The organism is Streptomyces sp. NBC_00271 (assembly GCF_036178845.1).
Taxonomy (GTDB): Bacteria; Actinomycetota; Actinomycetes; order Streptomycetales; family Streptomycetaceae; genus Streptomyces.
Window position 1 is genome coordinate 206,089 of the sequence record NZ_CP108070.1, and the last position, 17,771, is coordinate 223,859.

General features: G+C 69.5%; 19 protein-coding genes and 3 pseudogenes. 9 read left to right on the plus strand and 13 right to left on the minus strand.

All coding sequences use genetic code 11. From position 1 onward, the window contains the following. Positions 1-263: 263 nt before the first annotated feature. The gene (locus tag OG798_RS01065; RefSeq protein WP_267059887.1) at positions 264-773 is read left to right on the plus strand and encodes a hypothetical protein; all 510 of its coding nucleotides are present in this window, start codon (positions 264-266) and stop codon (positions 771-773) included. Between the two features lie 87 nt (positions 774-860). Here the strand turns inward: OG798_RS01065 and OG798_RS56345 are convergent. Continuing rightward, positions 861-1,064: pseudogene (locus OG798_RS56345) on the minus strand (helix-turn-helix domain-containing protein); the annotation flags it as partial. Positions 1,065-1,173: 109 nt separating this feature from the next. On the opposite strand from OG798_RS56345, the gene OG798_RS01070 reads away from it, so the two are divergent. Further along, complete coding sequence (locus OG798_RS01070; RefSeq protein ID WP_328755896.1) at positions 1,174-2,226, plus strand: MBL fold metallo-hydrolase; 1,053 nt, start codon at positions 1,174-1,176, stop codon at positions 2,224-2,226. A gap of 7 nt (positions 2,227-2,233) precedes the next feature. On the opposite strand, the gene OG798_RS01075 is transcribed toward OG798_RS01070, so the two are convergent. From OG798_RS01075 to OG798_RS01090, 3 genes are all read right to left on the minus strand, one after another. Further along, positions 2,234-2,953, minus strand: coding sequence for a helix-turn-helix transcriptional regulator (locus tag OG798_RS01075; protein ID WP_328755897.1), 720 nt, complete (start codon positions 2,951-2,953; stop codon positions 2,234-2,236). A 16-nt stretch (positions 2,954-2,969) separates the two neighbouring features. Beyond that, positions 2,970-3,935 (minus strand): alpha/beta hydrolase, encoded by a 966-nt coding sequence (locus OG798_RS01080; protein WP_328755899.1) that lies wholly within the window; start codon positions 3,933-3,935, stop codon positions 2,970-2,972. A 389-nt stretch (positions 3,936-4,324) separates the two neighbouring features. After that, complete coding sequence (locus tag OG798_RS01090) at positions 4,325-5,266, minus strand: DUF5996 family protein (RefSeq protein WP_220788987.1); 942 nt, start codon at positions 5,264-5,266, stop codon at positions 4,325-4,327. Between the two features lie 225 nt (positions 5,267-5,491). On the opposite strand from OG798_RS01090, the gene OG798_RS01095 reads away from it, so the two are divergent. After that, positions 5,492-6,346 (plus strand): NmrA/HSCARG family protein, encoded by an 855-nt coding sequence (locus OG798_RS01095; protein WP_328755901.1) that lies wholly within the window; start codon positions 5,492-5,494, stop codon positions 6,344-6,346. Positions 6,347-6,674: 328 nt separating this feature from the next. On the opposite strand, the gene OG798_RS01100 is transcribed toward OG798_RS01095, so the two are convergent. Beyond that, positions 6,675-6,845, minus strand: coding sequence for a hypothetical protein (locus OG798_RS01100; RefSeq protein ID WP_037652668.1), 171 nt, complete (start codon positions 6,843-6,845; stop codon positions 6,675-6,677). 183 nt (positions 6,846-7,028) lie between these two features. Further along, a pseudogene (locus OG798_RS01105) lies at positions 7,029-8,256 on the minus strand (RNA-guided endonuclease InsQ/TnpB family protein). A gap of 201 nt (positions 8,257-8,457) precedes the next feature. Here OG798_RS01105 and OG798_RS01110 point away from each other — a divergent pair. Continuing rightward, the gene (locus tag OG798_RS01110; protein WP_328755902.1) at positions 8,458-9,192 is read left to right on the plus strand and encodes a hypothetical protein; all 735 of its coding nucleotides are present in this window, start codon (positions 8,458-8,460) and stop codon (positions 9,190-9,192) included. A gap of 310 nt (positions 9,193-9,502) precedes the next feature. On the opposite strand, the gene OG798_RS01115 is transcribed toward OG798_RS01110, so the two are convergent. The 3 genes from OG798_RS01115 to OG798_RS01125 all read right to left on the minus strand — a co-directional run bounded on the left by OG798_RS01115 (position 9,503) and on the right by OG798_RS01125 (position 11,318). Further along, positions 9,503-10,426, minus strand: coding sequence for an RNA polymerase sigma-70 factor (locus tag OG798_RS01115; protein ID WP_121413804.1), 924 nt, complete (start codon positions 10,424-10,426; stop codon positions 9,503-9,505). Between the two features lie 51 nt (positions 10,427-10,477). Further along, positions 10,478-10,951: a carboxymuconolactone decarboxylase family protein gene (locus OG798_RS01120; protein ID WP_121413805.1), complete on the minus strand. Its 474-nt coding sequence runs from the start codon at positions 10,949-10,951 to the stop codon at positions 10,478-10,480. Positions 10,952-11,165: 214 nt separating this feature from the next. After that, positions 11,166-11,318, minus strand: coding sequence for a YlcI/YnfO family protein (locus OG798_RS01125; RefSeq protein WP_121413806.1), 153 nt, complete (start codon positions 11,316-11,318; stop codon positions 11,166-11,168). 73 nt (positions 11,319-11,391) lie between these two features. Between OG798_RS01125 and OG798_RS01130 the strand changes: the two are divergent. After that, positions 11,392-12,306 (plus strand): annotated as a pseudogene (locus OG798_RS01130) (RNA-guided endonuclease InsQ/TnpB family protein); the annotation flags it as partial. Between the two features lie 112 nt (positions 12,307-12,418). After that, positions 12,419-12,637 carry a zinc ribbon domain-containing protein gene (locus tag OG798_RS01135; RefSeq protein ID WP_328759961.1) on the plus strand — a complete coding sequence of 73 codons (219 nt, stop codon included), beginning with the start codon at positions 12,419-12,421 and terminating at the stop codon, positions 12,635-12,637. A 19-nt stretch (positions 12,638-12,656) separates the two neighbouring features. Here OG798_RS01135 and OG798_RS01140 read toward each other — a convergent pair whose 3' ends face one another. Continuing rightward, positions 12,657-12,926: a hypothetical protein gene (locus OG798_RS01140; protein WP_328755906.1), complete on the minus strand. Its 270-nt coding sequence runs from the start codon at positions 12,924-12,926 to the stop codon at positions 12,657-12,659. A 305-nt stretch (positions 12,927-13,231) separates the two neighbouring features. On the opposite strand from OG798_RS01140, the gene OG798_RS01145 reads away from it, so the two are divergent. Further along, complete coding sequence (locus OG798_RS01145) at positions 13,232-14,053, plus strand: maleylpyruvate isomerase family mycothiol-dependent enzyme (protein WP_443053687.1); 822 nt, start codon at positions 13,232-13,234, stop codon at positions 14,051-14,053. A gap of 61 nt (positions 14,054-14,114) precedes the next feature. Here the strand turns inward: OG798_RS01145 and OG798_RS01150 are convergent, their stop codons facing one another. The 3 genes from OG798_RS01150 to OG798_RS01160 form a co-directional block, all read right to left on the minus strand. Further along, positions 14,115-14,651 carry a hypothetical protein gene (locus OG798_RS01150; RefSeq protein ID WP_121413810.1) on the minus strand — a complete coding sequence of 179 codons (537 nt, stop codon included), beginning with the start codon at positions 14,649-14,651 and terminating at the stop codon, positions 14,115-14,117. A 141-nt stretch (positions 14,652-14,792) separates the two neighbouring features. After that, a complete protein-coding gene (locus OG798_RS01155; protein ID WP_328755908.1) occupies positions 14,793-15,056 on the minus strand; it encodes a hypothetical protein in 264 nt (87 codons plus the stop codon). Further along, a complete protein-coding gene (locus tag OG798_RS01160; RefSeq protein ID WP_328755909.1) occupies positions 15,053-15,649 on the minus strand; it encodes a DUF308 domain-containing protein in 597 nt (198 codons plus the stop codon). Before OG798_RS01160 ends, OG798_RS01155 begins: the two co-directional genes overlap by 4 nt. A gap of 212 nt (positions 15,650-15,861) precedes the next feature. Here OG798_RS01160 and OG798_RS01165 point away from each other — a divergent pair, with 212 nt between their 5' ends. Both OG798_RS01165 and OG798_RS01170 read left to right on the plus strand, forming a co-directional pair. Then, entirely contained in the window at positions 15,862-17,046 is a 1,185-nt protein-coding gene (locus tag OG798_RS01165; protein WP_328755910.1) for a sensor histidine kinase, read from the plus strand. Then, the gene (locus tag OG798_RS01170) at positions 17,043-17,702 is read left to right on the plus strand and encodes a response regulator transcription factor (RefSeq protein ID WP_328755912.1); all 660 of its coding nucleotides are present in this window, start codon (positions 17,043-17,045) and stop codon (positions 17,700-17,702) included. The genes OG798_RS01165 and OG798_RS01170 overlap by 4 nt, the downstream gene beginning before the upstream one ends. Positions 17,703-17,771: the final 69 nt, after the last annotated feature.

Below are 17,771 nucleotides of genomic sequence, written 5' to 3' on the forward strand. Positions count from 1 at the left end.
ATCTCCATTAGGCACCGGCGGACGAAAGGAGTCATGCCCCTGGAATGCGTGGCAGGAGAACTCGGGACTTGACGGACGACGGCAGCTCTGCTGCGGACGCGCGGCACATCAAGCGGCACATCAAGGGGCCCGGAGCCGGGGCGGGACGGGTGCGGGTTAGCCTGGCAGATCCGGGCTGGATCATCACCGGCACCTGACCGCCCGATGCCGGCGGAGCACCCCGCCGCTGTCCGCCCGGGACGGACGAGAACGGAGCAGCCTGCGTGAGCGACGCCCAAGCCAGCACCCAGGAAAAAGCCGCGGCACCGGCGGCCGCGGCCGATCTGCCCGAGCGGATACGCCGGCACCGGCGCCACACGCTGGAGCTGCTCACCGTCTGCGCCCTCGGCCTTGTCCCCTGGACGGTCCTGCTGGCGATGACGCTGCCGTCCGTGTACGAGGTCCGCCAGTGGCGCGTGACATGGGTCGGGTTCGACGCCCTGCTCATGGTCGCGATGGCGGCCACGGCGCTGCTCGGGTGGCTGCGGCACCGCGCTGTGATCGTGTCGGCGACCACGACGGCGGTGCTGTTGATCTGCGACGCGTGGTTCGACGTGTCGCTCGCTTTCGGCACCTCGGGGGTGTGGCTGTCGGCGGTGCTCGCGGCGTGTGTCGAACTGCCGCTGGCCTTCTACCTCATCCGCCGGGTGATGGGGATGCTCTCGCTGGCGCAGTGGCCCACCGCCAAGGCCGCCGCCGACAACAGCACCCAGCCGGCCCGCCCGGACGCCTGAACCCGCCCTGCCTTCCCGCGGCGGAGACGACCGGCGACGGTTCCTGGCTGCGCTCACCGGGCGCACCCCAGACGCTGCCGACGGAGCCGGCCCCTGGGAACGCAGCGCTTCCCGCCCGCCGGACGCCCAAGCGCGGCGCCACTGGTCGACCGACTTCTCGCCCACCCGCAACTCCCGGGCGACGCACGGGACTTTTACGTCCTCCTCGAAGAGGTCAGCGGCCCGCATACACACCTCTTCGCGGCGCTTGCGCTGCCCGGCGGTCAGGCCGCCCTCCTCCGGATACCGCATACTTCCGGGCTGCCAGCCAAGACGGACCCTGCCACCAGGCCCGACAAAGACCCAGCCGCTATAACGCCAAGGTCAGTAACAGCGCTGCGAGAATGAGCGAGGAGACTTCATGCCAGACACCAGCAGGTTCGCCCCGGGTCTACGAGCACGGCTGGCGGGAGCGGTCCGGCAACACCCCATCCTCTCGATCGCCCTCGCACTCAAACTGACAACAGCCGTGGCGCTGGGCGCTGTGTGGCAAACCAAGATCCGCCACTCCGGAGACCTCAACGACTACCGCGACCTTCTCGTGGACGACCCCGGCGGACCAAGTGGAGCCACGGTCAAGGTGACCTCATTCGGCACCACCATGATGCTCGTCGACGACGGCACCACCCAGATCCTCATCGACGCTTTCATCACCCCGGCCGGCCTTCTCGATGCCGCGCTCGGCCGACCGGTCTCCACCGACCCCGACGCAGTGGACACCGCACTCGACAAGGTGGGCGCGGACCGCGTACGCGCCATCTTCATCTCTCACTCCCACCACGACCACGCGCTGGACGTCGCCTACATCGCCAACCGCACAGAAGCCACCGTCTACGGCTCACCGTCCACGTTGAACATCGCCAGGGGCGGCAACGTCCCCGAGGACCGCTTGGCACTTCTGGACCCGGAGAAATCCGTCACGGTGGGCAGCTTCACGGTGCGCACCATCGCCTCCAAACACTCCCCCAACCCGATGGGCGGTGAGGGCGCGACCATTGACAAGCCCCTCCTGCAGCCCGCGCCCATCAGCGCATACAAGGAGGGCGGCACCTACGACTTCCTCGTGGCGGCACCAGAGACGAGCATGCTGTTCAAAGGTTCAGCCAACTGGATCCCCGGCGCGCTCGCCGGAGTTCACGCTGACGCCCTGTTCCTCGGCATCGGCGGTCTCGGACGCGCCGAACAAAGTTTCAGCAAGAACTTCCTCGACGCGACCATCGGCACCGTTCAGCCTGCCATGGTCATCCCCACCCACTGGAACGACTTCTTCTGCCCGGTTCACGAGGGCCTTTTGCTGCAACGCAAACTAGTCGACAACACTCCCGCCGCGTTCGACACCGTGCTCGCCCGCACCAAAGCCGACGGCGTCGACATAGCCCTGCTAGAAGCATTCGCCAGCATCACGATCCACTGATCGATTCTCATGACGGAGGTCTGAATGAGGTCAGTGCAGTGGGTTGTACTGCGCCGACGGCGGCCGAGCCGAGCAGTAGCTCGGTCAGGCTATGCGGCTGTGCCTGTTCACTGGTCGGAGCCGCTGCTGCGATCCGGTCCAGCCGGAAACCCCGGCCCGCCCGGCGTGTACGGCACCAGGCGATGAGGTACCAGCGGCCGTCGGCGGTGAGCAATCCGGCCGGTTCCACGACGCGGTCGCTTTCGTGTCCGGCCGCGTCGGTATAGGACAGCCGCAACACCAGGTTGTTGGCGAGGGCCTGCTCCACCGCGGTACGGACCGCGCAGTCGCTGCGCGTCGGCAGGGTAACGATCCGTGCGGCGAGTTCCTGCGCCGCCGCCGAGGCGGGGCCGGTCATCGAGGCCGCAATCTTCTGGGCCGCCGTGCGGGCCGCACCGACGTAGGGGGTGGAGGCGTCAACCGCGGCGAGCGCAGTAATCAGTGCCGCGGCTTCGTCGGCGGTGAGGCGGACCGGGGGCAGGGTCATCTCCGGGTCGATCGACCAACCGCCGCCTCGCCCCGGTATGGAGCGCACCGGGACACCGGTCTCCAACAGGGATTGCAGGTCACGCTGCACCGTGCGTGTGCTGATCTCGAACCGCGTGGCGAGCACCGCGACCGTCAGCGGCCGCGGCGCCACCGCGCGCAAGTCCTCCACCAGCGCGTACAGCCGGGCAGTTCGGTTCATGCCGCCGACGCTACCGTCACGCAGCGGCCAGGAAATCCCGCTCGCGCCGCAGTTCCCGCTCGGTGATGGTCAGGGGGAACAGAGTGAAGCCGTGCATCGCGCCGGCGACGACGCCGAGCTGCACAGGCGCGCCCGCCGCCTGCCACCGTTGGGCCAGGAACAGCGAGTCGTCCAGCAGCGGATCCTCGGTGCCGACGACGATCCGGGCAGGCGGCAACCTGGTCAGGTTCGCGAACAGGGGCGACACCTCGGGAGCGCGGCGCTGCTCCTGCCCCATCCCTGGCGTGAACAGCTCATAGCTGCCCCGGATCGCGTCGGTGTTGCTCAGCAGTTGTCGGGAGCCAAACGACCGCTGGCTTGGTGTCATCGACAGGTCATAGGGGCCGAAGAGCAGGTGGGCCGCCCGAAACGCGCCGGTGATGCCGTACCGGTCACGAAGGCGCAGCAGCGTCACGACGCTGAGATGGGCACCGGCCGATTCACCGCCGATCAGCAGCCGTTCGGTACCGAACTCGGCCGCGGCGTGTTTCGCCAGCCATCGGGCAGCCGCTTCGCAGTCGTCGGGCCCGGCGGGGAACGGGTGTTCCGGCGCGAGGCGGTACTCCACGCTCACCACGGCCAGCCGCGCCTGCTCGGCGAGCCGCCAGAGCCGCTCGTCCTGTCCGTCCGCGGACCCGAACGCCCAGCCGCCTCCGTGGATGTGCAGGTACACGCCGTCGGCATGGTCCGGCACGAAGACCCGTACCTTCACTCCGCCCTCAACAACGCGGTCCCGCCCGTGCGGCAGTCTTACCGGTGGCGTGTCACCGCCGAGCCGGTTGCGCCGCAGGAGCGCCAGCACGGCTGGGCTCGGCACCTGCCCTCGAGCCGGACGGCTCACGGCGGCAGCCTCAAAGTGCTCGTTGAACGCCAGGGTCTCGGGGAGACAGTCCTCATCTGTGATCGTCATGCCGCCGACAGTCGCAGCCGCCCGCGACAACACCCTGTCACCCTTTCTTTGTGAACCACGTCACAACCTTGCCGCGCTCCTGGTGTGATCGGGCGCGAACACCGGGTCGTACGTTCAGGCGGCGAGTGGTCGTCCGCCCCAGCGGATGCATTCCTCGCCGCGGACGCGGGCGCTCTCGCATCGCTGGGCGGCCGGGACGTCGGGGTGCCGAGCATTCCGGCTGCGCCGGCGCAGGTAGCGGTGCAACTCCCGCGTCTGGGGGACAGCGACGGGCATCCCTCAGGCACTTCGAGGTGGTCGGCGCGGCGCCCTCGGTCCTGTCCCCTGGACGGTCCTGCTGGCGATGACGCTGCCGTCCGTGTACGTCACGAACCGTCCGGCCGCATACCGAGAGCGCACCCGCCCCCAACACGCCCGCCCCTCTACCGGTACTTTCGCCACCGGTTCGGGTCCTCTTCCAGGGCCGCCCGGTCCCAGCCGCCGTGCTCCGCGGCCGCCTCGTAGGTCGTGTGCAGGAAACCGGCCAGTGCCCGGTCCGGGTCGGCCGCGGTGCGCACCGCCTCGTACGGCAGAAGGAACTGGCTGAAGTCAGAGCTGTAGAACGCGTCGGCCGGGGTGACCGGGTGGCCGGCGAAGCCACCCGGCTCGGGATAGGCGTACGAGTAGAAGGCTCCCTCTTCACCGCCGCCGGGCCAGAAACCACAGCTGCTCAACTCGCGGGAGTAGCCCTCCACCATCACCCAGTCACCGCAGTTCGGGGCGCTGCCGGGATACGGCGGCGCCACCCGTCCGGAGAACCTCGTGCAGGCCATGTCCATGCCGCCCCAGAAGAAGTGCACCGGGCTCACCTTGCCGACGAAGTACGAGCGGAACTCCCCCAGCGCCCGGTTGGCCTGCAGCAACTGCCGCCAGAAGAGCTGCGCGGCCCTCGGGTCGTAGGAAGTGTGCCGCTGGTCCTCGTCGAAGGGGATCGCCGGCTCCACCTCGTTGGGAGACGCCTGGATCTTCGTCTCGATTCCCAGCTCACTCAGGGCCCGCATCGTCTCGCGGTAGAAGTCGGCCACCGGCCTCGGCTCCAGGGCCACGCTGCGGTGGGCGCCGTCGCTGCCACGGATACGCAGCTGATGGTCGAGGAAGTCGAACTCGATGTCGAAGACCCCTGAGCGGTAGGGGATCGCCGACGTGGTGAGGCCGCACGGGCTGACATAGAAGGTGACCTGCCACCAGTGATTGACCAGGGGCGCGTGGGCCAGCCGGATCTTGCCGACGATCTGGGCCCACATGTGCAGTGTGTCCCGGGTCTCGGTCCAGTCGGCGACGCGCAGCCGCGGCCACGTCGCCTGCGACGCCCCATCGGAGATCACGGCCACAGCACACTCCTCCCGGGACAACCGGCCGACACCGACCACGCTGCCCTCAGCCGAGGAATCAGGCAACCCGGCAGGCCCCCGGCGCGCCTCACCGGCCACCGGACCGGGACGCTTGCATGCTCCACGAGCAGCCGTGCGCCCGCATCGCAAGCAGTGATCCAGCGGCTCAGTCCCACCCGCGGCGAGGCCCTCCGGGGCCGACCGAAAGGAGCCTTCCCCATGAATGTCGACCAGTCGGTACTGGTTCTCGGAGCGACCGGAGGACAGGGCGGCGCCGTCGTCAGCGCGTTGCTGTCCCGCGGCGCCGCCGTCCGTGGCCTGGTCCGCAACCCTCGATCCACTGCGGCCCGCGCCCTGGCCGCCCGCGGCGTCGAGGTGGTGGGCGGGGATCTCATGGACCGCGAGTCCCTGGCCTCAGCCATGCGGGGCGTAGCCGGTGTGTTCGCGATGACCACGCCCTTCGAGTCAGGACCGGCCGCCGAGATCGCACAGGGCCGGACCATTCTCGCCGCCGCCCGTCATGCTCGTGTGCCACACCTGGTCTTCAGTTCCGTGGCAGGTGCCGACCAGGACACGGGCGTACCGCACTTCGAGACCAAGGCCGTCATCGAGCGGGAACTGGCCGCAGGCGAGGTGCCCTACACGATCCTGGGGCCCACCTACTTCTTCGACAACGCCCTCGGCGGCGAGGACCGGATCCGCCAGGGGGTGCTCGATCTGCCCCTGCCACCGGACCGTCCGCTGCAGCAACTGGCACGCCCCGATCTGGGCGAGTTCGCTGCCGCCGTCTTCGCCGCGCCCGACGCGTTCGCCGGGCAGCGCATCGAGCTGGCCGGCGACGCCCCCACGCCCGATGACATGGCAGCCGCGTTGAGCACGGCAGTCGGTGCGACCGTCCGCCACCACGAAGTACAGCTCGACGAGATCGGCAACGACGACATGCGGGCGATGTGGACGTTCCTGCGTGGCCCCGGCTACCGCGTCGACCTGCCGGCGCTGCACGCCGCCCCTCCCCGTCTGCGCTGGACGTCGTTCGCCGACTGGGCCGAAAACACCTTCTCAACGACACCATGACAACGGCCCTGCCGGTCCGCTGAAAGGCGGCGCCACCGTGTGCCGAGCTGGCGGCGTCGAGCCCTCAGCGCCTCGAACGCCCCGGCCCGGGGTGATCCACGCTCTGCCCGAGGCATGCGGCCGAGTGTGCCCGGGAAGTCCGCCGTGTTGGAGGTGCGCGGTTCCGGGCGCGCACAGCGGGCCTCCCGGCCACACCGTTCTCCTGCCCCGCTCCCCGCCACCCGCGCACCGGCGCCGGCATTTTTACACAAGAGTCACATGCGGGCGGGGCGGCCCCGGACGTTGACGTCCGGGGCCGCCCCGCACCAGGGGGTGGAATTGCTGTTCGCTACCAGCGGTACCAACGGCCACGGCCGCCGCCGGTTCCGGCGGAACGCATGACGAAACCGAGCAGCCACACGGCCAGCACGATCACGGCCACGATCCACAGAGCCTTCAGCGCGAAACCGGCACCGAAGAGAACCAGCGCAAGCAGAAGAACGAGAAGCAGGGGAACCATAGTTATCAACCTCCGATGCAGCGAGTTCCCCGGCAACACACCGCCATGCACCCGAAATTTATGGGTTTCTTATCCTTCGGTGCGGGAATGCGGTACCGCTCCTGGCACTTCACCCGTCCGGCAGGCAGGCCTGTGGACCTGCGGGTCAGGCTGCGAAGCCGATGGTGTTGACGCCTCCCCCGGCTAAAGCAGGGGGATTCCTAGCTCACGTCGCCTGCCCCCCGGCGGGGGTGCAGGTCTTGCACGATCAGCACTAGCCGGGTTGCAGACCAGCCCGGACCAGCATCACGCGGGCGGAGTTCTTGTCCCGAGGGCTCACGACTCCGCACGCGGTGCAGGTATACGTCCTTTCGGAAAGAGGCAGTGCGTGCTTGGTTCTCGCTCCGCACTGCGCACAGTCCATCGTGGTGCGCGCGGGGTGTACCAGATGCACGGTCCGGCCGTGCTTGCGGGCCATCTCGACCAACGCGGCCTTCGTCGCTCCGATCGCGGCGTCAGCGGCCTTGCGGGCCATGGTCGACTTCGCGAGGAACTTGGGGCGGAAGTCCTCGACCGCCACAGCGTCATGGTCGCGGACGACCTTCTTGGCCCACTTGCGGGCAGCGTCCTGACGCTGCCGTGCCACCTTCTTGTGCAGCTTCGCGGCCTGGGCCTGCGCGGTGCGGTAGCCCTTCGAGGCAGCCCTGCCCTCCGGGGGACGACGGCGGGACATCATCCGCTGGTAGCGGGCGAGGCGCTGGGCGGCGTTCTTCCCGTGCTGGGGGTGGGGAAGGTCGTGCTCGTCGCTGGTGGTGGTCGCGGTCTCCTTGACACCCCAGTCGATACCGATCACTGCGCCGGTCTCCGGCAGGGCCCCGGTCACGGCCGGGACGACAAAGGACGCGTACCACGCTCCGGTGCCCTCGCGGTACACGCGGACGCTGGACGGAGGTTCGGGCAGGTCCCGCGACCACACCACCGTCACCGCGATGCCCCCGGCCAGGTGCAGACGACCGTTTTTGAGACGGAAGCCACGCCGGGTGTAATTCAGGCTGGGGGCGTCCTGGTGCTTTTTCTTGTACCGGGGCATACCGGCCCGCTGCCGCATCGGCAACCGGGCCTTGATGTCCTTGAGTGCTTTGGCCCGGGACTTCGCGAAGTCGCGTATCAACTGCTGCTGAGGAACCGAGGAGCCTTCACGCAGCCACAACATTGCGGTGCGGGCCTGCGTCAGCATCTTGTCCAGCCGTGCCGGACCGCACTTCTCCCCGTCCCGGTGGGCTTTCTTCGACCAGGCGGAGCATTCGTTCCACAACCACCTACAGCGCGACCACTCCGCCTCCAGAGCCGTGCGGGCGCCAGAAGAGACACGCAGGCGATAGGTGGAGCGGGCGTGCCCGTCACCTTCCGATTCCTGCGTAATCGCCGTCATGACGTCAACCTATCCGGGACGACTGACAGTTGAGAGCTCCCGACCGGTGAGGACAGCCTCACCGCCGTTGCGGGTGGGCACCGAATCGCCCTGCCGGCGATTCGGCCACCTCTGCCCTGCCCCGCAGGAGCCCGATTCCTCCCCGCCCTAAAAGACGGAGCACCCTCGGAGCAACTCGGTGAGCCGAGGACAATCGTCGCCATGAGTGACGGTACGGGTGATGCCGAGAGCCGCCTGGCGCGGATCGAGCGGCTGCTGGAGAGCGGTGAGCGTGAGGTGGTGCCCGCGTGGCGGCGGGCGACGCGGGGTGAGCCGCGCTGGGCGGTGACCGCGGTGATCCTGGTGGCGGTCGCTCTGCAGTGGATGCTGCCGCACCGGCTCGCCTTCCATCCGTACTGGGCTTTGCCGGCCCTGGAGTTGGTGCTGCTGGCCGGTCTGATCGCGGCCAATCCCCGGCGGGTCGAACCCCGCACCCGGTGGCTGCGGTGGTGGGGGCTGGCTCTGACCGGTGTGATCAGTCTGGCCAACGGCTGGTCGGCGGTCCGGCTGGTGGCGGGTCTGGTCAACGGCACCGCGGCGACGGAGGCCGGGCCGCTGCTGCTGAGCGGCGGCGGTATCTGGCTGACGAACGTCATCGTGTTCGCCCTGTGGTACTGGGAGTGGGACCGCGGCGGGCCGATGGCGCGGGTCCGCGGCCAGAGTCAGTACGCCGACTTCCTCTTCGTACAGATGCAGAGCCCGCAGACCGCGCCGCCGGACTGGGAGCCGGCGTTTCTGGACTACCTGTATCTGTCGTTCACCAACTCCACCGCCTTCAGCCCGACCGATGTGATGCCGCTGTCGCGGTGGGCCAAGATGCTGATGATGCTGCAGTCCTCGGTCTCCTTGGTGACGGTGGTGCTGGTGGTCGCCCGGGCCGTCAACATTCTCAAATGACCAGGCCGCGTGGCCGCGTGCGGGCGGGTGATGGCGGGTGTGTGTGCCGTGCGGGGGCAGGCGCGCCGTGGTTCGGGTCGATCCGGGCACGCCACGGGTGACCGCTTTAGGCGGATAAGCGGAACAGCCGCCGATTCAGCGTCGGCAACACCGGCCTGGAGCGGTCCCCCGTCACGATCACGTTCGTCCGCATCGGCCAGGGCCTGCCGTCACCTTCCCGCCGTGCGCCCGCACAGGGCGGACGGGGACCGCCCTGTGGCCGCTGACATGAGCTGCCGGCGGACGAGCCGGTCCGCGCCACGCACCGGGGTCAGTTCATCTGTCGGCGGGCCTGCTTCACCTCGCGGTCGACGGCCCAGGCGTCGGCGACCGGCCCGAGGTGGCCGAGCTTGTCGGGATTGATCACCGTGCGGATGGTCTGGATCTGCCCGTCGAGCACGTCGAGGGCCAGGGTGTGGAGCACCTTGCCGTCCCGGTCCCGGAAGATCGCGCCGGGCTGGCCGTTGACCTCGTGCGGCTCGAACGTCACGTCGATCCGGCTCATCAAGGGGAAGACCGTGCCCAGCACCCGGGCCACGTTCTGCGCGCCCATGACGGCCTTGGCCAGCTGCGGGGCCTTGCCGCCACCGTCCCCGACCAGTTGTACGTCGGCGGCCAGCAGATCCCGCAGCCCGTCCACATCGCCGCTCTTCAGCGCGTCGAAGAACCGCGTCGCCAGCTCGTGCCGCTCCTGCCGGTCCGCTTCGAACCGCGGCCGCCCGGCCTCCATGTGTCGCCGCGCCCGCACCAGCAGCTGCCGGCACGCCACCGCCGAACGCCCCACCGCCGCGGCGACCTCGTCGAACTCGAAGGCGAAGACCTCCCGCAGCACGAACACCGCCCGCTCCAGCGGGCTGAGCCGCTCCAGCAGCAACAGCGCCGCCATCGACACCGAGTCGGCCAGCTCCACCGCCCGTGCCGGATCCTGGTACGGATCGCTCAGCAGCGGCTCGGGAAACCACGGGCCCACGTACTCCTCCCGCCGCACCCGTGCGGAACGCAGCACATCGATGGAGATCCGTGTCACCGCGGCCGACAGGAAAGCCTTGGTCGACGTGGGCCGGGTCGACGAGCCGTCAAAACGCAGCCATGTCTCCTGCACCGCGTCCTCGGCCTCGCCCACGCTGCCCAGAATCCGGTAGGCGATCGAAAACAGCAGCGGCCGCAGCTCCTCGAACTCCTCGACCTTGCTCACGCCGAGCCCCCTTCCCTCGAACGCCCGCCCCCGACATCTCCCCTCCACCTCTCAATGGAACTGCCCCGCCTCGTAGTTGCCGGCCGGCTGCCGGGTGATGATGTTCAGCCGGTTCACCGCGTTCATGAAGGAGACCAGGACCACCAGGGCGGTGAGCTGGTCCTCGTCATAGTGCTTGGCAGCATGCGCCCACACCTCGTCGCCGACCCCACGGGCCGCGTCCGCGATGCGGGTCCCCTCCTCCGCCAGCTCCAGCGCGGCACGCTCGGCCTCGGTGAAGACCGTGGCCTCACGCCACACCGCGACCAGGTTGAGGCGCACCGAGGTCTCGCCGGCAGCGGCGGCCTCCTTGGTGTGCATGTCGATGCAGGCGGCGCATCCGTTGATCTGGCTCACGCGCAGTGCCACCAGCTCCTGCGTCGCGGCCGGCAGCGGCGAGTCCTTGAGCGCCTTGCCTGCCGACATGAAGTATTTGAGGGCCTTTCCGGCGGTCGGGTCGGCGAAGTAGTTCAGTCGCGCGTCCATGCTGTGCTCCTCTGGGGCCGTCCGTGGCTACATCCCCTGAGACGAGGTAGCCCGGCCTCCTGTGACGCGGCGCGATGTGACCCGCGTCTCCTCTCCGCCGGCCGCCCGTCAACCGCCGGAACGCTCGCCATCCGCAGGGGTTCCGGGTGGGGGCGCCCGGTCTTTCAGGGCCGGGGTGAATGCCCGCTCCCGCGTATCGGGGCAGAGGCAGTCGCTACGCCCCCTGGGCGGAGGGGCGTTCATCATCCGCGACAGCGCGGCGTACGAGCGATACAAGCCATGAGTTCAGGGAGCGGTCGTCAGCGTCGGCGGCGGCCTTGGCCTGCTCGTGCAGATCGTCAGGGAGTCTCAGGTTCACATGCTTCATGGGACCATTATTGAGCTAAAATGGTCCCATGTCACGTTTCCGTATGTACCCGACGCCGCAGCAGGAGCAGCAGATGCTCCTGCACTGCGCGCATGCCCGGTACGTGTGGAACCTCGCCGTCGAACAGCACTCGCACTGGTACCGGGGCCGCAAGGCCGCGCCGGGCTTCGCCGGGCAGTGCAGGCAACTCACCGAAGCCCGGCGCGACAACGAGTGGCTCGGCAGCGGGAACGCGGACGTTCAGCAGCAAGCGCTGAAAGACTTCGCCCAGGCCAAGAACGCCAGGTTCACCTCCGGGTTCGGTGAGCCGACCTGGCGTAAGAAGTACCGGCACGAGGGATTCCGCGTCATCGGCACCGACCGGGTCCCGGAGTTCGCCACTGACGGTGGCCCGAAGCTGAGCGCGAAGACCGGCAGGCAGGTCATGGGCCGGTCCGTGGTGGTGCACAAGCTCAACCGCCGGTGGGCTCAGGTCAAGGTGCCCGGCTGCGGCTGGGTCCGCTTCCGGCTCACCCGGTCCGAACTGCCCGCGGCGAAGACTTTCCGTGTCACCTTGCGCAACGGCCAGTGGCACGTGGCGTTCGCGGTCATCCCCGCACCGGCCGAGGCACCCGGTACGGACGAGGTCATCGGTATCGACCGGGGCGTGAAGATCACGGCCGCCCTTTCGGACGGGCGGAAGCTGAACTGCCCGCAGCTCACCGTGAAGGAGCGCGCTCAGGTCCGCAAACACCCGCGACGTGCCGCACGCGCCCCGAAGGGAAGCGAGCAGAAGACCGCCGAGTACGCCAAGGTGGCCAGGCTCAAAGCCCGTGAAGCCGGCCGGCGCAAGGACTGGTGCGAGAAGACCAGCACGATGCTGGCCCGCACCTACGGCCTGGTGCGGTTCGAGAAGCTGAACATCAAGAACATGACCCGCTCGGCCAGGGGAACCGCCGGGCAGCCCGGCAGGCAGGTCAAGCAGAAAGCCGGACTGAACCGGGCGATCCTCGCGCAGGGCTGGGGCCTGCTGCGGCAGCGCACCGAACACAAGGCCCCCCGGCCGGGTCGAAGACGTCCCCGCCCCCTACACCTCCCTGCGTTGCTCCGCCTGCGGATGGATCGACAAGAACTCGCGCAAGAGCCAAGCCGAGTTCGTCTGCTCCTTCTGCGGCTTCACCTGCAACGCAGATACCAACGCAGCAACCAACGTCGCGGCAGGACAGGGCGGGATTCCCCGCCCCCGGCGATCAGCCGGTGCCGGAGGGATGACAACGGCCACCAGCCGTTCGAGCATCCGTGAACCTCAACCCACCCGGGTTGGAATCCCCCTCTTTTAATAATAAGAGGGGGAGGATGTCAACACGACCTTGATGTTGCGGGCGGTCCGGTGTTCCCGGGCACGACGGCGACCGGCAGGACGAAGGCGCCGTTCTCGGCCTTCGCGCCCTCGTCGGCGTTGTACATGACGAACGTCCCGGGGGCCTCGAACCGCAGCCCGGTCTCACCGGACCCGGCGGCGACGGCGAACCCGGCGGGTGTGGCGGCCGTGAGGAGAAGTGCGGCGAGGAGTGCGACGAGGGCTCCCCGCCACCTGCCCTTTTGTGGGCGCGCGGTCCGTATCGGCATGCGGGGCACTATGCCATCGGCCTCCGGCGTCCCCTCAACACGGCCCGGGGCGCATGGACTTGGCGAACCTGCTTGGCAAACGGGCCCGGCGGACGGGCCTGGCGGGGGCAAAGGCGCTGGACAGGAGCGGGCGGGGTCTGGTCCCGGCCGCGTGGTTCAGGGGCTTGTCGCTGCCCCTGTCACCTGGTCTTCTGTACGCCGGGTGATCCGTGACGCGTGTTCGCCCGCCGGCTGCAGGCGGAACCGGGCACCGGGCACCGGGCACCGGGCACCGGGACGGGAACGAAAAGTGGGGATGAGGCGGCGTGGAACCAGTGGCGGGACCGGACGTACGGGGTGCGGTGCCCGAGGGGCTCGGTGCGGCGATACGGGATACGGCCGAGGAGATCGCCGCACTGCTGCGGGCGGGCGCCGGCATGGAACGCCGGGTGCCGCAGTCGCAGTGGAGCGTCGGGGAGGCGGCCGCGCATCTGGCACTGGCCAACGAGCTGATGGCGGACATCGCGGCGGGCCGTGCGCGCAGCTACGGGGACGGCACGGCGCAGAGTCTCGCCGCGGCCAACGAGCAGGCGCTCGCCGCGTTCGGTGAGCGCGGGGCCGAGCCGCTGGCCGGGATGATCGTGGAGCAGGCCGGTGCGTGTCTGAAGGCGCTGGAGGAGCGGAGCGCGGAGGGGACGGTGGTCACTCCGCTGGGCCCGATGGGACCGGATGTGCTGGGGTCGTATCTGCTCACGCACATGCTGGGACACGGTTACGATCTCGCCCGTGCGCTGGGGCGTGCGCACATGATCGACCGGGAGCGGGTACGGCTGACGCTGCCGTTCTTGATGACGGTGATGCCACGGGTGACCGACACGGCCCGCACGGCCGGGCTGAGCGCCTGCTATGCGATCCGCCTGTGGGGTGGCGGCCGGTTCGGTGTGCGGGTGGCCGGCGGTGCGGTGTCGGTCGGTGAGCGGCTGCCGGGGCGTACGGACTGCACCATCCTCATCGAGCCGGTCACGTTTCTCCTGATGGCGCTCGGGCGCCAAGGCCAGTGGGGTCCCCTCGCTCAGGGCCGCATCCTGGTCGGGGGGCGCAAGCCCTGGCTCGCTCCGCGTTTCCCGGCTCTGTTCAAGGCGCCCTGAGCGCGACGGGCCGCGGCGGCCGGACGGTGGCCGGCTGCCTGTGGTCGTACGGGCTCGGTGGTCACCTGGGTTCGGGGGCGGTGACGGCCGGGGCGGCGCCGAGGAGGCTGAGGAGGGTCTCGCGGTGGAGGTCCGCGATCGGGCCGAGGAAGTCCGGGTGGCGCAGCAGGGGGGCCGCGCGGTGGTCGCGCGGGCTGGGGATGGTCAGCCGGCGCGCGTCGCCCACGCTGTCGGGGCCGTGGTGGGTGGCGGCCAGGCAGGCGGCGGCCAGGGCGGCGAGGTCGGCGTCGGCCAGCAGGCAGGCCGCCCAGCTGACGACGGTCTCGTCGACCTGGGTGCGCCAGGCGTGGGTGGCGTCCGTCAGCGGGGGTGCGTCGGCGCCGGTGACGAAGTCCAGCCGGCCGGAGCCGCCGGGGCCGAGCAGGTCCAGCAGTTCGGCGTCCAGCGCGGTGGGGTAGCGCAGGGCGGCGGCGATGGTGGCCGCATGGCCTGCCTGGGCCTCGGCCAGGGCCTGGTTCAGCGGGCCGGTGGCCGGGGGGAAGGCCGCCAGCAGCCAGCGTGCGGAGGCGGCGATGACGGGCGAGAGAGCGGTGAGCATGGTGGACCGTCCTGTGCGTGTGCCCGCCTGTCCTGGGTGTTCCGGTGTGGGTGATCCGGTCGCGGGCACGGCGCGCCCGGGCGGAGAGGTGCGGGGCGGACAACGGTACGGCGGCCTCCCGCGGGGGCGACAGGAGCTGCGTCACAGCCGGGGCGGTGGGGCGGCGCGGGCGGGGGCTGCGGCAGGGAGACGCGCGTCACCGATCCCTGATCGCCTACGACCAGTGATCACCATGGCAAGCAGCGCCTCGAGAGCCTTGTACGCGGCGATGGTCTTCTCGAAGCGGTCCGGCGCGGGCCGCAGGATCAGCAGGTCGATCTGCTCGACGCCGAGTTTGCGGAAGACGCCGCGCCCCGGAAGACGCCGCGCCCCGGGAGAGGCGGTGGCTCCGACCGCGGTGGTCAACGCTTTTCGCGTCGGCTGCGGATGCTCAGGGCGATGACGGAGACAAGGAACCACAAGGCACCGAAGGCTGAGTATCCGGCGACGGAGGAGAGGCTGCTCGTCGCCGAGGCGGACATGGCAGCGAAGGAGGCACCGGCGAGGACGGACAGTCCGCCGCTGATGACCATGGGCCACTGGGCGCCGACGGTGCGTCGGCGCCGGATCGCCACGACGAGCTGGATCGCTCCGGAAAGGAGGGCCCAGATGCCGAACACGAGCAGGGCCGTCCCGATGGTGGAGAAGACGGCAACGGTCATCCCGGCGGTGGTGGCGAGGCCGAGAGCCATGTTGGTGGTACCGAGGCGGTCCGTGGAGCCGGTGCCAGCCATGCGGCGCTCGAGGAGTGTGGCGATGACGTCCCACAGGGGGTAGGTGACGAGCAGCACGGCCGCGATCACGGTGGGTTTGTCCGCCGGCACGAGCGAGGTGGAGGTCGCGGCGACGAGTGCCACCCAGATCAGGGAGAAGGCGACTCGGATCAGATAGAGCGATCGGAGCCCGGAGGACGTCGTCGTGGTCGTGTGCGTGCTCGAAGTCATGGTGGTCTGAGTCATCGGGTGTCCCGTTTTGTGATCGTGATGGTGTGAGACGGTCGCCTCGGTGAGGAGTCTCAGCGGCCTCGGGAGGAGCCGTGTACTTCGAACGAAGTAGTTCTGCCATCCACTTCGAATCGAATGAGTTCTGCCGTCCCCATCGCCCGGACCGGGCTCGCCGTCTACTTCATTCGAAGTACACGGCCGCAGCGCACGTGGACGAGAATCGGACCATGGTCGAGGCGCAGAGCAATCAGGACGGGCCCGTGGCACCCCTGTGGGTTCGCCGCCCCAAGTCGCTGCACCTCATCGCCTATTCGGTGGCCGCGCTGGTGTTCACCGGCCAGATCGCGGCAGTGATCCTGCGAGGGTCGGATTGGCCGACGGCCCTCTCCGTGCTCCTCGCCGGTGGCGGTGTCGCCCTCTCGTGGTGGAGGCCGTGGGCAGGACTGGTCGTGACGAGCGCGGCGTCCTTCGCCGTCACAGCGGTGGGCCACGACCCCCTGTCGGTGTGGATGATGGCAGTGCTCGTGCTGTTCTCGGTCACCCTCAGGGGAAAGCAGCCGCTGGCCGGAACCGGCATCGTGGCGGCGTTCTTCCTGGGGGCGTTCATGACGCTGGGAGGATTCCGCGGCGGCGCGATCGTGGGAGCCGCCGCACTCTTCTCGGCCATAGCTGGAGGTGCGACAGGGGCCGCGCTGCGCATCCATCGAGAGCACTGGCGCACCCTGGAGGAACGGGCCGAAAGCGCCATCGCCACCCGCGAGATCGAAGCCACCCGACGGGTGACCGAGGAACGGCTCCGCATCGCCCGGGACCTCCACGACGTCATCGGCCACCAGGTCGCGATGCTGAGCCTGCATCTCGGTGCCGCGGAGATCGGGCTGCCTGCAGACGCCGAGTCCTCCCGGCAGGCCCTGGTCTCAGCCAGGTCCAGCGCCCGCGCCGTCGTCGTCGAAACGCAACGGATTCTCGCGCTCCTCCGCCTCGCAGACGACATCTCCGAGGACGAGGCGCTCCGGCCGACCCCGGCGCTCAGCGGCCTGGAAGGCCTTGTCGCCTCTTTCGAGAGCATCGGCCTCGACGTCCATCCCTCCATCGACATCCCCGCCGGTTTCGTGGAGCCCAGCGTCGGCGTGACGGTCTACCGGGTCGTTCAGGAAGCGCTCACGAATGCTTACCGGCATGGAGAGGGGGCGGCAACGGTGGATGTGGGCCAGCGCGACGGCAGGATCTGCGTCACCGTGGAGAACCGCGTCGGTCACTCACTGCGCGGCTCCGGCTCGGGCAGCGGACTCGGGCTCGTGGGGATGCGCGAACGCGTCGAGTCCTCCAGCGGGCGGCTGACGATCGACAGTGACGACGGGCGATTCCGGGTCCATGCGGAGTTCAGCCCCCTGGGAGCCGTCGTCCGATGACGCGGATTCTGATCGTCGACGACCAGGACGAGATAAGGGCCGGCATCAAAGCGATGCTCCGGCTCGACCCAAGTCTCGTTGTTGCGGGTGATCTCTCCGATGGGCTCCAGGTCGTCCCCTTCCTCCGGGACCACCCCGTCGACCTGGTCCTGATGGACATCCGGATGCCCGGCATCGACGGTGTCGAAGCCACCCGCCGGATCCGCAAAGAGCACCCGCCCGAAAAGATGCGGGTGATCGTGCTGACCACCTTTGACCAGGACGACATCGTTCTCGCCGCCCTTCGCGCGGGCGCCAACGGCTTCCTGAGCAAGACCGTGAGCCCCGCTGAACTCGTCGCCGGAATCACCGAGGTCGTTGGCGGTGGCGGTGCGCTGTCGGCCGCCGCGACGGCCGCGCTCATCGGTCACATGACCGGCAGTCTGCCCCCGGTGATCGACCAGGAACTGCTGCGACGCTTCGACGCTCTGACACCCAAGGAGCGGGACGTGGTCGTTCTCGTCGCGAGCGGTCTCGGCAACGACGAGATCGCGGCCCAGATGTCCGTGTCGCCGTTCACCGTGAAGACGCATGCGGTGCGGGCCATGACGAAGGTCGGCGCACGTGATCGAGCGCAACTCGTCTCGTTCGTCTTCCGGGCCGGCCTCTACTCCTGAACCTGCCGGGCAGAACCCCGAAGCAGGTGGCCGCCGTGGCGATGCCGAGCAGTCCGGCGGGCGGGACGG

Coding starts and splice junctions, on each gene's coding strand:
- OG798_RS01070 (WP_328755896.1), top strand. CDS start 1,174: ATGCCAGACACCAGCAGGTTCGCCCCGGGTCTACGAGCACGGCTGGCG.
- OG798_RS01075 (WP_328755897.1), bottom strand. CDS start 2,953: ATGAACCGAACTGCCCGGCTGTACGCGCTGGTGGAGGACTTGCGCGCG.
- OG798_RS01095 (WP_328755901.1), top strand. CDS start 5,492: ATGAATGTCGACCAGTCGGTACTGGTTCTCGGAGCGACCGGAGGACAG.
- OG798_RS01100 (WP_037652668.1), bottom strand. CDS start 6,845: ATGGTTCCCCTGCTTCTCGTTCTTCTGCTTGCGCTGGTTCTCTTCGGT.
- OG798_RS01110 (WP_328755902.1), top strand. CDS start 8,458: ATGAGTGACGGTACGGGTGATGCCGAGAGCCGCCTGGCGCGGATCGAG.
- OG798_RS01120 (WP_121413805.1), bottom strand. CDS start 10,951: ATGGACGCGCGACTGAACTACTTCGCCGACCCGACCGCCGGAAAGGCC.
- OG798_RS01125 (WP_121413806.1), bottom strand. CDS start 11,318: ATGAAGCATGTGAACCTGAGACTCCCTGACGATCTGCACGAGCAGGCC.
- OG798_RS01140 (WP_328755906.1), bottom strand. CDS start 12,926: ATGCCGATACGGACCGCGCGCCCACAAAAGGGCAGGTGGCGGGGAGCC.
- OG798_RS01150 (WP_121413810.1), bottom strand. CDS start 14,651: ATGCTCACCGCTCTCTCGCCCGTCATCGCCGCCTCCGCACGCTGGCTG.
- OG798_RS01160 (WP_328755909.1), bottom strand. CDS start 15,649: ATGACTCAGACCACCATGACTTCGAGCACGCACACGACCACGACGACG.
- OG798_RS01165 (WP_328755910.1), top strand. CDS start 15,862: ATGGTCGAGGCGCAGAGCAATCAGGACGGGCCCGTGGCACCCCTGTGG.
- OG798_RS01170 (WP_328755912.1), top strand. CDS start 17,043: ATGACGCGGATTCTGATCGTCGACGACCAGGACGAGATAAGGGCCGGC.